Source organism: Pokkaliibacter sp. CJK22405, assembly GCF_046614695.1.
Taxonomy (GTDB): domain Bacteria; phylum Pseudomonadota; class Gammaproteobacteria; order Pseudomonadales; family Balneatricaceae; genus Pokkaliibacter.
The window spans coordinates 90,697-102,663 of record NZ_JBKKHQ010000009.1 but is presented as its reverse complement, the minus strand read 5'-3'; the positions used below and the strand labels follow the sequence as shown (position 1 = coordinate 102,663).

Here is an 11,967-nt window from a genome sequence, read left to right as displayed (position 1 = left end):
GCGTTAATGAGACTGGGGGCTCAGGCCTGCGTACTGAACTGCCAGTGCCAGTCGGTGGCTGAAACCAATTGTTGGCAGAGTGCTTCGATACCAGCGACGTCTTCCAGGTCGAAGCGACCGGGATGGGGACTGTCGAGGTCCAGTACACCGATAACGTGACCATCAATAAACAGAGGGACTACCAGCTCCGATCTTGAGGCAGCATCACAGGCAATGTGTCCGGGAAACTCATGGACATCGGCGATACACTGAGTCACGCCTGAGCGTGCGGCGGCACCACAAACGCCTTTACTAAAAGGAATATCCACACAGGCAACTTTGCCCTGAAAGGGTGCGAGCTTCAGCATCTCAGGTGCACTGACAAGATAAAAGCCTGCCCAATTCAGCTCAGGTAAGGCGTTATATAATAAAGCGGAAACCTGTGAAAGATTGACGATCATGTCTCGGCTCATGCTTAGCAAACCTTCGCTCATGCTCAGAAGCTCTTCATAGAACTGAGGCTTGGGTAGCGAGGCGTCAACGGCGGCATCAAACATAACTGACTCTATCACCATCATGTTGTGGGTTGGGCGGCCTGAGCTTTCTCTAAAAAGGCTGTCGGTCGCGTGCATCTGAGAGGCGGAGAATAGCATAGTCTTAACTGGTATACGGCTTATGCACTTTTGAAAAATCCTGTTATTGCTGAGCACATTCATTTTCGCCGTAAGCCCTGAGAGGCTATGTTTTCTCGGTCGGTTCAAGCTTCTCCAGTGCACTTTGTGCTTCTTCAAGTTGGTGTTCGTTATATATTTGTACGCCGATATTTTTGAGTCTGGCAGCTGTCAGGCCATCACCATCAATGAGCATGCCCGAAAAACTGCCATCATAGATCCTTCCGAAACCGCATGAAGGGCTTTTGCTTTTAAGAATGGCGATAGCAATGTTATGCGCTTTGGCGAAGGCCAGGGTTTTGTCTGCTCCACGCTGGAAATGGGGGAGCACATCATCGCCGTCTATGCTGATTAGTCTGGCGGCATGTCCCATAACGACACTTGTTCCATCGCCCTCCAGCCATTCTGCAGGAGGACGGGGCGTTGAAAGACCGCCAATAACCTCGGGGCAGATAGGTAAGAGCCGATCCTCCTCGAGCCACCTTTTCCAGAGAAAATGTTTCTGAAAACAATGGCTGCCATCGTATCGAACAGGTTGTCCAAAGAGGCAGGCGCTCACCAGAATTTTTTGCATGATTCGCTAGGTCCCTGAAAGTGCTGGATTTTTATGGTGCATAATTCCTCCACAAAATCGAAATTCTAGGAAAAACAGCGAAGTGCATTAGGGAAGTTTGTAGAAATATTCACTGTGGCTAATTATACTGGGTAGGTTTTTTGGTGGGTCATACCCGTTTTGGTGCAGTCCTGATGCCTCTTTAATTAATAAAAAGATAGGCTCGGGCTGCTTTTTGTCGCATATGCGATCCTGAACGGGTGAGATCTGGTCTAATCAAGCTTGTGATTGGGTGAGGCGATGATCAAGATCAGTCGTGGTCTGGATTTGCCTATTACCGGCGAACCAGTGCAGAAAGTCGAAGCGGGAGCTTCGGTGAGCACGGTAGCCATTGTCGGTTCAGACTATCATGGTATGAAACCAACAATGCTCGTCCGGGAAGGTGATCAAGTCAAACTTGGTCAGGTATTGTTTTCTGACAAGAAAACGCCTGGCGTACATTTCACTGCTCCGGCTTCCGGAACAGTTAAAGAAATTAATCGTGGCGCTAAGCGTGTATTTCAATCATTGGTCATTGAAGTGGCCGCTGATGAATCTGATGCGCTGACGTTCAAAAAATATTCAGAAGATCAGATCAAGTCACTTGGTCGTGATCAGGTCGTTGAGCAGTTGTCCGAGTCTGGCCTCTGGACTGCTTTGCGTACTCGTCCTTTCTCTAAAGTCCCTTCGCCGGAATCGACCCCCAAAGCGATCTTCATTACGGCGATGGATACTAATCCGCTGTCAGCAGATCCTGCTGCGATTATTGCTGAAAACTCCGAAGCCTTCTTGGTAGGGCAGGCTGTTCTGGCCAAATTGACGGAAGGTAAACTCTATCTGTGTAAGGCTGCAGGCTCGAATGTTCCTGCCGCTTCCCAGTCAACAGTGCAGGAGTTTGGTGGTATTCATCCGGCTGGCAATGTCGGAACTCATATTCACTTCCTGGACCCTGTCGGACCACACACCGTGGTTTGGCACATCGGTTATCAAGACGTCATCGCAGTCGGTCAGCTGTTTACCACAGGCAAGCTGAATGTCGAGCGTGTTGTTGCGGTGGCTGGCCCTCAGGCAAGCAACCCTCGTCTTTTAAAGACTCGTGTTGGTGCGTCTCTTGAGCAGCTATGTGCCAAAGAACAGAAGAGCGGTGCAAATCGTATTATCTCTGGTTCTGTCTTTAGTGGTTTTGCGGCGCATGGTCCGACAGCGTATCTGGGTCGCTATCACAATCAGATCAGTATCCTGCTGGAAGGCTCACAGCGTGAGTTTATGGCGTGGATCACCTTCGGTGGTGAGCGTTATTCGCTGCTGAATGTTCTGAGCTCTGCGTTTAACCGTAAACGCAAACTTAGCTTTACCACCACAACCAATGGTTCCGAGCGGGCCATGGTTCCTGTAGGTCAGTTTGAAGAAGTTATGCCGCTGGATATTCTGCCAACCCAATTGCTGCGTGCGTTGGTTGTTAGTGATATCGATACGGCGATCAAACTCGGCTGTCTCGAACTGGATGAGGAAGACTTGGCGCTTTGTACTTTTGCCTGTACCGGCAAATACGAGTACGGCCCCATCCTGCGTGACAACCTGACCCGCATTGAGCTTGAGGGGTAGTCATGAGCTTGAGAAACGTTCTGGACAAAGTGGAACCCCACTTCCATAAAGGTGGGAAATACGAGAAGTGGTATGCGCTTTACGAAGCCGTTGATACCATTTTCTATACACCTGGTCATGTAACCAAGAGCAATGCACACGTTCGTGATGTTATTGATCTTAAGCGCATGATGATTCTGGTATGGCTGTGCACCTTCCCGGCCATGTTCTTTGGCATGTTTAACGTTGGCAGCCAAGCACTTAATGCTATCGCTTCCGGCGCTACTTTGCCGGATAACTGGCACAGTGCTGTTATTTCTGCATTGTCAGGAATGGATGCTTCCAGTGGTTGGGACTGCTTCCTCTATGGTGCGGTGTACTTTATCCCTGTTTATGCGGTGACATTCATTGTTGGCGGTTTCTGGGAAGTACTGTTTGCCATGAAGCGCGGTCACGAAGTTAACGAAGGTTTCTTTGTAACTTCCGTACTGTTTGCACTGACTTTGCCTCCTACTGTTCCTCTTTGGCAGGTGGCTCTGGGTATCTCCTTCGGTGTTGTTATCGCCAAGGAAGTTTTCGGTGGTACAGGCAAGAACTTCCTTAACCCTGCACTTGCCGGTCGTGCATTCCTGTTCTTTGCCTACCCGGCACAGATGTCCGGCGATGCAATCTGGACTGCAGTTGATGGCTTCTCTGGCGCCACTCCTTTAAGTCTGGCAGCGATGGGCGGTGTTCAGGCGATTACCGATGCCGGTATCAGCTGGAGCAGTGCTTTCTTTGGTAACATTCAGGGCTCCATGGGTGAGGTCAGCACACTGGCTATCCTTATCGGCGGCGTCTTTATTATGTATGCCAAAATTGCTGCATGGCGCATCGTAGCAGGTGTTTTCATCGGCATGACCGCAATGGCAACACTGTTCAATGTCATTGGCTCTGATACCAATCCCATGTTCGCGCTGCCTTTCTACTGGCATCTGGTTCTGGGTGGTTTTGCCTTTGGTATGATCTTTATGGCGACAGATCCTGTGTCTGCATCAATGACTAACAAGGGTAAATGGTACTTCGGAGCGCTGGTCGGCATCATGTGTGTGCTGATTCGTGTCGTGAACCCTGCGTTCCCTGAAGGCATGATGCTGGCCATTCTGTTCGGTAACCTGTTCGCCCCGCTGATCGACTATTTCGTCGTCCAGGCAAACATCAAGCGGAGGGTAATGCGCAATGGCTGCTAAGAAAGATAGCGTCGCCTATACCATTATTGTTGCGCTGGTGCTATGTGTGGTCTGCTCGGTAGTGGTATCTGCCGCTGCAGTCGTCCTCAAGCCCGTGCAAACCGTTAATAAATTGGTTGAGCGTAAGTCAAACATTCTTGCCGCGGCAGGTATTACTGTTGCTAAAGGTGAGAACATCAATGAAGTCTTTGAGCAGAAAGTAACCTCCAAGGTTGTTGATCTGCAGACCGGTAAATTTACTGATGCAGTGAACCCTGCTACCTATGATCAGCGTACGGCTTCTAAAGATCCGGACATGTCCATTCAGCTGAGTGCTGATGAAGACATCGCCAGCATCAAGAGCATTGCCAAGTACGCAACTGTCTACACGGTGAATGATGACAGTGGCAAGATGAAAGCCATTGTTCTGCCCGTGAAAGGCTATGGTCTATGGTCTACCCTTTATGGTTTTGTGGCGCTTCAAGGCGACCTGAATACAGTGTTGGGTATGGGGTTCTATGAGCAGGCTGAAACTCCCGGACTGGGCGGTGAAGTTGATAACCCAGCTTGGAAAGCTCTGTGGCCAGGCAAAAAGATCTATGATCAGGATGCGCTGTCTGCAAACGAGTTGCCTCAGCCAAAAATTCATTTGATCAAAGGTAAGGTCGACAAAAATGCACCTAATGCCGCTCATGAAGTTGACGGTCTTTCCGGTGCAACCCTCACCAGTAATGGTGTTACCCACCTGATGCAATTCTGGTTTGGTAAGAATGGGTTTGGTCCTTTCCTTGAAAATCTGCGTGCAGGGGAGGCCTGATCATGGCTGGAAACAGTGAACTGAAAGAAGTCCTCACGAAACCGATATTTCGTAATAACCCAATCGCCTTACAGATCCTTGGTATCTGTTCTGCGCTAGCGGTTACCTCGAACCTGAAAGTTACTTTGGTCATGTGTTTGGCGCTGACCTCGGTAACGGCGTTTTCCAACTTTTTCGTTTCTCTGATTCGTAACTACATTCCTAACAGCATTCGTATGATTGCTCAGATGGTAGTTATTGCATCTCTGGTAATCCTGGTTGATCAGGTACTGCGTGCTTATGCTTACGAAATCAGCAAGCAGTTATCGGTATTCGTCGGTCTTATCATCACCAACTGTATCGTTATGGGTCGTGCCGAGGCCTTCGCTATGAAGAATCCGCCGGTAATGTCTTTCATGGACGGTATCGGTAATGGCCTGGGTTACAGCGCTATGCTTCTGGCAGTGGGCTTCGTTCGTGAGCTGTTTGGCTCCGGCAGCCTCTTTGGCTATGAAGTTCTGCCGCTAGTAACCAATGGTGGTTGGTATCAGAGTAACGGTCTGCTGTTGCTGCCTCCTTCGGCGTTCTTCGTTATTGGTCTGCTGATCTGGGCACTTCGTACCTGGAAAAAAGATCAGGTTGAAGCAAGCGAGTTTAAGCTGGCGCCTAACACCAAGGGAGGAGCTCACTAATGGAACATTACATTAGTCTTCTGGTGCGCTCCGTTTTTGTTGAGAACATGGCTCTGTCTTTCTTCCTGGGGATGTGTACGTTCCTGGCGATTTCAAAGAAAATTCAGACAGCTATTGGTCTTGGCGTAGCGGTCGTGGTGGTTTTGACCATCACCGTTCCTGTCAACAATCTGCTTTATACCTACGTTCTTCGTGATGGTGCTTTGGCTTGGGCGGGTATGCCTGATGTCGATCTGAGCTTCCTGGGTCTGATCAGTTATATCGGCGTCATTGCGGCGATTGTTCAGATTCTGGAAATGTTTCTGGATAAATATGTACCTGCACTCTACAACGCGCTAGGTGTATTCCTGCCACTGATTGCTGTTAACTGCGCCATCATGGGTGCTGCGCTCTTTATGGTTGAGCGTGACTACAACTTCGGTGAAAGCGTTGTGTTCGGTATTGGTGCCGGACTGGGTTGGGCGCTGGCGATTACTGCACTTGCCGGTATCCGTGAAAAGCTCAAGTACTCTGATGTTCCTGCGGGACTTCGTGGACTGGGCATCACCTTCATCACTGCTGGTCTGATGGCGATGGGCTTTATGTCCTTCTCCGGCGTTCAGCTTTGATACTGAGAGTAGAAGGTTAACGGAACATGAATAGTTCAGCGATGATGATCTCTATGGGTGTCATCATGTTTACAGTCATCGTGCTCGCGCTGGTGGTTGTAATCCTGTACGCCCGTAAGCTGCTGGTATCCTCAGGCAATGTCACCATTGAAATCAATGATGATCCCAGCAAAACCATTACCGTCCCATCAGGCGGCAAGCTGCTACAAACTCTGGCAGGTGAAGGTATCTTCCTGTCCTCAGCCTGTGGTGGTGGTGGTACTTGCGCGCAGTGTAAGTGTCAGGTGCATGACGGTGGTGGCTCTGTGCTACCTACCGAAGAAGGCCACTTCACTAAAGGTCAGCTGCGGGAAGGCTTCCGTCTCGCATGTCAGGTTGCAGTGAAACAGGACATGAAAATTGAAGTTGAAGAGTCATTCTTCGGCGTCAAGAAATGGGAATGTACTGTTGAGTCCAACAACAACGTGGCTACGTTCATCAAAGAGCTGACCTTGCGTCTGCCTGAAGGTGAGAATGTAGACTTCCGCGCAGGTGGTTATGTTCAGCTGGAAGCTCCTGTTCACGAAGTGAAGTACAGTGACTTCCATATCCCTGATCGTTTCCGCGAAGACTGGGACAAGTTTGGCCTGTTTAATCTGGTAAGTAAGGTTGATGAACCCATTATTCGTGCTTACTCAATGGCTAACTACCCTGAAGAGCGTGGTATCGTTAAGTTCAACATCCGTGTTGCAACGCCGCCGCCACGTCAGATGGACCTGCCTCCTGGTAAAATGTCCTCTTATGTCTTCAGTCTGAAAGAAGGCGATAAGATCACTGTTTACGGACCCTTCGGTGAGTTCTTTGCGCGTGATACGGATGCTGAAATGGTGTTTATCGGCGGTGGTGCAGGTATGGCTCCCATGCGTTCGCACATCTTCGATCAGCTTAAGCGTTTGAAATCCAAGCGTAAGATTTCTTTCTGGTATGGTGCTCGTTCGCTGCGTGAGACTTTTTATGCAGATGAATACGACATGCTGCAGGAAGAGAACGATAACTTTGTATGGCATTTGGCTCTGTCTGATCCGCTACCTGAAGATAACTGGTCAGGTTACACTGGATTCATCCATAACGTGCTTTACGAGAATTATCTCAAGGACCACGAAGCGCCTGAAGATTGCGAGTTCTACATGTGTGGACCGCCCATGATGAACTCCGCGGTTATCAAGATGCTGGAAGATCTTGGTGTTGAGCGTTCTAATATCATGCTGGATGATTTCGGCGGTTAATTGAACGTCAAGAAAAAGCCGGTAAGGGTAACCTACCGGCTTTTTTGCATTTTAGAGTTCAGGAAGACGTCAGTATTTTGCGTTACAATAGTTCCAGATTTTATTTGCTGACGTCAGATCAGGACGTTGGTGGGAGGAAAAATGAAAGTTCTGGTTTTAACCTTCGTGTTGCTTCTTCTTGTGGTTGCCGGTATGGCTGTTGGCGTAATTATGGGCCGTAAACCCATTAAAGGTTCCTGTGGTGGTATGAGTGCCCTAGGAATGGATACCGCCTGTGATATCTGTGGTGGGAACCAGGAAGTGTGTGATGCAGAACAGCAAAAGAAAGCATTGCCAAGTCCCAAGGCAGATCTTGCCTACGACGCCACTGGGAAATAAGCACTGGTTATCAGCCTTAAAAGAACTCATCACGGAATCGTGCCGAATTAGGGGATACGAATGGCAGTTTATCAATATGATGTAGTGGTAATTGGAACAGGCCCGGCAGGAGAGAGTTCGGCCCTGAATGCTGCCAAGAAAGGTAAGCGCGTCGCGGTGGTAGAAACGCGTGGAGTGGTGGGCGGTAACTGTACTCACATGGGTACTATTCCTTCTAAAGCTCTGCGTCATGCTGTAAAGCAGATCATTGAATTTAACACTAACCCGATGTTCCGTGATATCGGTGAGCCGCGCTGGTTCTCATTCCCCCGTGTTCTTAAGCGTGCTGAGCAGGTCATCTCTAAACAGGTGCAGATGCGTACTAATTTCTACGCACGCAATCGTATTGATGTGTTTTTCGGCCATGCAAAATTTGAAGATGCCAATACCGTCTCTGTAAAAGGAACTTCTGGTAAGGGTGATGAAACCCTGAAGGCCAAAGCTGTAGTCATTGCTACAGGATCTCGGCCTTTTTGCCCGTCAGATGTGGACTTCACACATCCCAGAATTTACAACAGTGACTCTATTCTGAAGTTGAGTCATACCCCACGTACTATCATTATTTACGGCGCAGGGGTTATTGGGTGTGAATACGCCTCTATTTTCAGTGGTCTTGGTGTTAAGGTCGATTTGATCGATACCCGTGATCGTCTTTTATCGTTCCTGGATCACCAGATCTCCGATGCTCTCAGTTACCATCTGCGTAATAACGGTGTGGTTATTCGCCACAACGAGCAGTACGACTCGATTAAGGGTTCTGATACTGGTGTGCTGATGACGCTCAAGTCTGGTAAGAAGATTCGAGCTGATGCATTCCTCTGGTGTAATGGGCGCTCGGGTAATACTGAGAACATGGGACTGGAGAGTGTTGGCCTGGAGCCAAACTCTCGTGGACAGCTTGAGGTTGATGAGCATTACTCTACTGGCGTGGCAAATATTTACGCCGCAGGTGATGTTATCGGATGGCCAAGCCTAGCCTCTGCGGCCTATGATCAGGGCCGTTCCTCCACATCACATCTGCTTGATGCAGATGACTTCCGTCACATCAACTCTGTTCCGACCGGTATCTATACAATTCCTGAAATCAGCTCAGTAGGGCAGACGGAGGAGGAGCTAACCTCCGCCCAGGTTCCCTACGAAGTGGGTCAGGCTTTCTTCAAGGATACTGCGAGAGCCCAGATCACGGGCGAGCAGGTCGGTATGCTGAAAATCCTGTTCCACCGTGAAACTCTCCAGCTGTTAGGTATCCATGCATTTGGAGACCAGGCTTCTGAGATCGTACACATCGGGCAAGCGATTATGAGTCAGGAAGGTGAGGCTAATACCCTTGAGTATTTTGTAAATACCACCTTTAACTACCCGACCATGGCTGAAGCCTACCGTGTAGCGGCCATGAATGGTTTGAACCGCGTTTTCAATAAGTGATTGCCTGAGATAAAAGGGAGCGATAAGCTCCCTTTTTTAGTGCTCGTTATTTCTCTTTGATTGAGTGATTCACATGCCTGATAGCGTCGAAACGTTACTTCAAGTCTTTGATGATCAGCTGGCGTTTCGTCGGCAGTGCCGGTCGGTGATGATGGCGACCGTTTCATGTGATGGAGGCGCGCCACATGTGAGTTATGCGCCATGTATCGAGGATGAGGATGGTCATCTGTTCATCCAGGTCAGCGAGCTTGCCGCGCATACGCGTAATCTGTTGGCGGGTTCATCTATCAAGGTGATGTTTATTCAGGATGAAGCTTCATCTCCTGTGATTCACGCGCGAGAGCGCTTGACGCTCGATGTGACTGTAAAAGAAATTTCCCGTGAAGAAGTGGAGTGGAATAGCACTATTCAGGCATTTATAGAGCGTTTTGGTGAGGTTGCTAAAACGTTGAGCTCACTGGATGATTTCCATATCTTCAAGCTTACTCCTGAGTCCGGGGTGTATGTGAAAGGCTTTGCAAAAGCCTATCGTGTCTATCCAGACGGTATCGAGCACATTCGTGATTTAGGTCACCGTAATATCTCTGTTTGATAAATAGGGTAGAGATCGGCTGAGTTCATAAATATTGGCCGATCTCATACCTTCTCGCATGTAGTAACAAAGCGCACCATTGCCTTCAGCTTGTTTCTTCAAACTCCCTTGCATTGACTTGTTACAGCCCTTTGCCCAGACTAGCGTGCTGCATCTACGCAGGAGTGGCGAATGGGTAATTCTTGGGCTTCATGGATCGGGCTACGTTACACCCGAGCCAAGCGTCGCAATCATTTCATATCATTTATCTCGGTAGTATCTATTGCTGGTCTGACCCTTGGGGTCGCAGTGCTCATTATTGTTTTGTCAGTAATGAACGGATTTGATCGGGAAATGCGTGAACGTATTCTTGGGATGGTCCCTCAGGCTTCAATTCTCGGCTATCCGGTTATGCATGACTGGCAGCAGCTTGAGTCTTTGATATCGGAAAAACCAGGGGTTGTTGGAGCTGCGCCCTTCGTTCAGGCAGAAGGCATGCTTAATAACGAGGGCAATACGAACGGCGTTCTCTTACAGGGCATCCTTCCCTCCCAGGAAGACAAAATCTCTATAATTCGCGAGCATATATCGGAAGGAAGTCTGGATGAGCTGAAATCCGGTTCGTTCAATATCATTCTGGGCGATATTCTTGCGCAATATCTCAATGCCAAAGTTGGTGACAAGGTCACACTGATACTTCCCGAGGCCACTGCAACGCTGGGCGGTGTATTTCCGCGTATGAAGCGCTTTAACGTGGTGGGGATTTTCTCGCTGGGTGCGCAGCTCGACGCGAATATGGCTCTGGTCAATATTGAGGATGCCGCAAAGCTTAAGCGGCTTGGTGATGGTGTTGATGGTATTCGTATCAAGTTTGATGACCTGTTCTCTGCTCCTCAGAAGGTTCGCGATATTGCCAGCACTTTGCCAGGGATGTTCCGGGTAAGCGACTGGACCCGAACTCAGGGTAATCTTTATCAGGCTATTCAAATGGAAAAAACCATGATGGCCCTATTGCTATCTCTGATCATTGCTGTTGCTGCGTTTAATATCGTATCGACACTTGTCATGGTGGTCACAGATAAGCATGCGGATATCGCTATTTTGCGTACCCTTGGGGCGACACCTGGCGACATCATGAAAGTCTTTATGGTACAAGGGTCTGTTATCGGCGTTGTTGGAACACTGGTCGGAACGGGCCTGGGGGTATTGGGTGCTTATACTGTGACTGATCTGGTTCATTGGTTGGAAAAAGTATTTCATACCCAGTTCCTGAATCCGGATGTTTATTTCATCAGCTATCTGCCTTCAGATCCTCATGCTTCTGACATCGCTATTATTTGCGGTGCTGCATTGGTAATGAGCTTTATTGCGACCTTGTATCCTGCATGGCGCGCATCAAAAACCCAGCCAGCAGAGGCTCTTCGCTATGAATGATAAGGTTGTGCTGGAAGCAAAAAACCTTTGCAAGAGTTATATCGAAGGCCCTAGAAAGCTACAGATTCTGGATCATATCAATTTTCAGATTCAGGCTGGTGAGAGTATTGCGATTATCGGCTCTTCAGGTTCAGGTAAGTCGACCTTACTGAATATGTTGGGTGGGCTGGATACTGCGGATGAAGGAGAGGTCTTACTCAAAGGCCGCTCTTATCAGGGGATGAAAGAAGTCGAGCGTGGCCGGTGGCGGAACCAAAATCTTGGGGTGGTGTATCAATTTCATCACCTTTTGGCGGAGTTTACTGCCATAGAAAATGTGATGATGCCCTTGCTGATTGGAAAGCGTTCCAAATCCGAAGCGCGCGATAAAGCTCTGGCTTTGCTTGATCGTGTTGGTCTTGCTCCTCGTGGAGACCATAAACCATCAGAGCTTTCGGGTGGTGAGCGTCAGCGTGTAGCGATTGCTCGTGCTTTGGTGACTGAGCCTGCTTGTGTTTTGATGGATGAGCCCACGGGTAACCTGGACCGCCATACTGCGGAGAGTGTTCAGAATTTGATTCTTGAGCTTAATCAAACTCTCAAAACGGCTTGTGTGGTGGTCACTCATGATCCTCAACTGGCTGACCGTTTGCATCGACAGTTTCATCTGGTAGATGGGGTGTTGAGCCCGGTATAGGTCATTATTACAGAGCATAAAAAAGGAGCCTTAGGGCTCCTTTTTTTGA

The 11,967-nt window shown here is 48.9% G+C and carries 13 protein-coding genes; 11 read left to right on the top strand and 2 right to left on the bottom strand.

Features of this window, described 5'->3' with window-relative positions; genetic code table 11:
• Positions 1–20: 20 nt before the first annotated feature.
• Complete coding sequence (locus ACKC9G_RS05870; protein WP_411403999.1) at positions 21–536, bottom strand: GAF domain-containing protein; 516 nt, start codon at positions 534–536, stop codon at positions 21–23.
• 181 nt (positions 537–717) lie between these two features.
• On the bottom strand, positions 718–1,224 hold the full coding sequence (locus tag ACKC9G_RS05865; RefSeq protein WP_411403998.1) for a DUF523 domain-containing protein: 507 nt from the start codon (positions 1,222–1,224) through the stop codon (positions 718–720).
• 279 nt (positions 1,225–1,503) lie between these two features.
• Between ACKC9G_RS05865 and ACKC9G_RS05860 the strand changes: the two genes are divergently transcribed.
• The 11 genes from ACKC9G_RS05860 (at position 1,504) to lolD (ending at position 11,918) form a co-directional block, all read left to right on the top strand.
• Positions 1,504–2,847 carry a Na(+)-translocating NADH-quinone reductase subunit A gene (locus ACKC9G_RS05860; RefSeq protein ID WP_411403997.1) on the top strand — a complete coding sequence of 448 codons (1,344 nt, stop codon included), beginning with the start codon at positions 1,504–1,506 and terminating at the stop codon, positions 2,845–2,847.
• A 2-nt stretch (positions 2,848–2,849) separates the two neighbouring features.
• Positions 2,850–4,055: an NADH:ubiquinone reductase (Na(+)-transporting) subunit B gene (locus tag ACKC9G_RS05855; RefSeq protein WP_411403996.1), complete on the top strand. Its 1,206-nt coding sequence runs from the start codon at positions 2,850–2,852 to the stop codon at positions 4,053–4,055.
• A complete protein-coding gene (locus tag ACKC9G_RS05850) occupies positions 4,045–4,851 on the top strand; it encodes a Na(+)-translocating NADH-quinone reductase subunit C (protein WP_411403995.1) in 807 nt (268 codons plus the stop codon). Before ACKC9G_RS05855 ends, ACKC9G_RS05850 begins: the two co-directional genes overlap by 11 nt.
• A gap of 2 nt (positions 4,852–4,853) precedes the next feature.
• On the top strand, positions 4,854–5,522 hold the full coding sequence (locus ACKC9G_RS05845; protein ID WP_411403994.1) for an NADH:ubiquinone reductase (Na(+)-transporting) subunit D: 669 nt from the start codon (positions 4,854–4,856) through the stop codon (positions 5,520–5,522).
• Positions 5,522–6,130 (top strand): NADH:ubiquinone reductase (Na(+)-transporting) subunit E, encoded by a 609-nt coding sequence (gene nqrE / locus ACKC9G_RS05840; RefSeq protein WP_411403993.1) that lies wholly within the window; start codon positions 5,522–5,524, stop codon positions 6,128–6,130. The genes ACKC9G_RS05845 and nqrE overlap by 1 nt, the downstream gene beginning before the upstream one ends.
• 26 nt (positions 6,131–6,156) lie before the next feature.
• Positions 6,157–7,395: an NADH:ubiquinone reductase (Na(+)-transporting) subunit F gene (gene nqrF / locus ACKC9G_RS05835; RefSeq protein ID WP_411403992.1), complete on the top strand. Its 1,239-nt coding sequence runs from the start codon at positions 6,157–6,159 to the stop codon at positions 7,393–7,395.
• A gap of 141 nt (positions 7,396–7,536) precedes the next feature.
• A complete protein-coding gene (gene nqrM / locus ACKC9G_RS05830) occupies positions 7,537–7,773 on the top strand; it encodes a (Na+)-NQR maturation NqrM (protein WP_411403991.1) in 237 nt (78 codons plus the stop codon).
• 60 nt (positions 7,774–7,833) lie between these two features.
• Positions 7,834–9,237 (top strand): Si-specific NAD(P)(+) transhydrogenase, encoded by a 1,404-nt coding sequence (gene sthA, locus ACKC9G_RS05825; protein WP_411403990.1) that lies wholly within the window; start codon positions 7,834–7,836, stop codon positions 9,235–9,237.
• A gap of 73 nt (positions 9,238–9,310) precedes the next feature.
• Positions 9,311–9,829 carry a HugZ family protein gene (locus ACKC9G_RS05820; RefSeq protein ID WP_411403989.1) on the top strand — a complete coding sequence of 173 codons (519 nt, stop codon included), beginning with the start codon at positions 9,311–9,313 and terminating at the stop codon, positions 9,827–9,829.
• Between the two features lie 171 nt (positions 9,830–10,000).
• Complete coding sequence (locus tag ACKC9G_RS05815; RefSeq protein ID WP_411403988.1) at positions 10,001–11,242, top strand: lipoprotein-releasing ABC transporter permease subunit; 1,242 nt, start codon at positions 10,001–10,003, stop codon at positions 11,240–11,242.
• A complete protein-coding gene (gene lolD, locus ACKC9G_RS05810) occupies positions 11,235–11,918 on the top strand; it encodes a lipoprotein-releasing ABC transporter ATP-binding protein LolD (RefSeq protein ID WP_411403987.1) in 684 nt (227 codons plus the stop codon). Before ACKC9G_RS05815 ends, lolD begins: the two co-directional genes overlap by 8 nt.
• Positions 11,919–11,967: the final 49 nt, after the last annotated feature.

Coding starts and splice junctions, on each gene's coding strand:
- sthA (WP_411403990.1), top strand. CDS start 7,834: ATGGCAGTTTATCAATATGATGTAGTGGTAATTGGAACAGGCCCGGCA.
- ACKC9G_RS05820 (WP_411403989.1), top strand. CDS start 9,311: ATGCCTGATAGCGTCGAAACGTTACTTCAAGTCTTTGATGATCAGCTG.
- ACKC9G_RS05860 (WP_411403997.1), top strand. CDS start 1,504: ATGATCAAGATCAGTCGTGGTCTGGATTTGCCTATTACCGGCGAACCA.
- ACKC9G_RS05865 (WP_411403998.1), bottom strand. CDS start 1,224: ATGCAAAAAATTCTGGTGAGCGCCTGCCTCTTTGGACAACCTGTTCGA.
- ACKC9G_RS05815 (WP_411403988.1), top strand. CDS start 10,001: ATGGGTAATTCTTGGGCTTCATGGATCGGGCTACGTTACACCCGAGCC.
- ACKC9G_RS05850 (WP_411403995.1), top strand. CDS start 4,045: ATGGCTGCTAAGAAAGATAGCGTCGCCTATACCATTATTGTTGCGCTG.
- ACKC9G_RS05870 (WP_411403999.1), bottom strand. CDS start 536: ATGTTTGATGCCGCCGTTGACGCCTCGCTACCCAAGCCTCAGTTCTAT.
- lolD (WP_411403987.1), top strand. CDS start 11,235: ATGAATGATAAGGTTGTGCTGGAAGCAAAAAACCTTTGCAAGAGTTAT.
- ACKC9G_RS05855 (WP_411403996.1), top strand. CDS start 2,850: ATGAGCTTGAGAAACGTTCTGGACAAAGTGGAACCCCACTTCCATAAA.
- ACKC9G_RS05845 (WP_411403994.1), top strand. CDS start 4,854: ATGGCTGGAAACAGTGAACTGAAAGAAGTCCTCACGAAACCGATATTT.
- nqrE (WP_411403993.1), top strand. CDS start 5,522: ATGGAACATTACATTAGTCTTCTGGTGCGCTCCGTTTTTGTTGAGAAC.
- nqrF (WP_411403992.1), top strand. CDS start 6,157: ATGAATAGTTCAGCGATGATGATCTCTATGGGTGTCATCATGTTTACA.
- nqrM (WP_411403991.1), top strand. CDS start 7,537: ATGAAAGTTCTGGTTTTAACCTTCGTGTTGCTTCTTCTTGTGGTTGCC.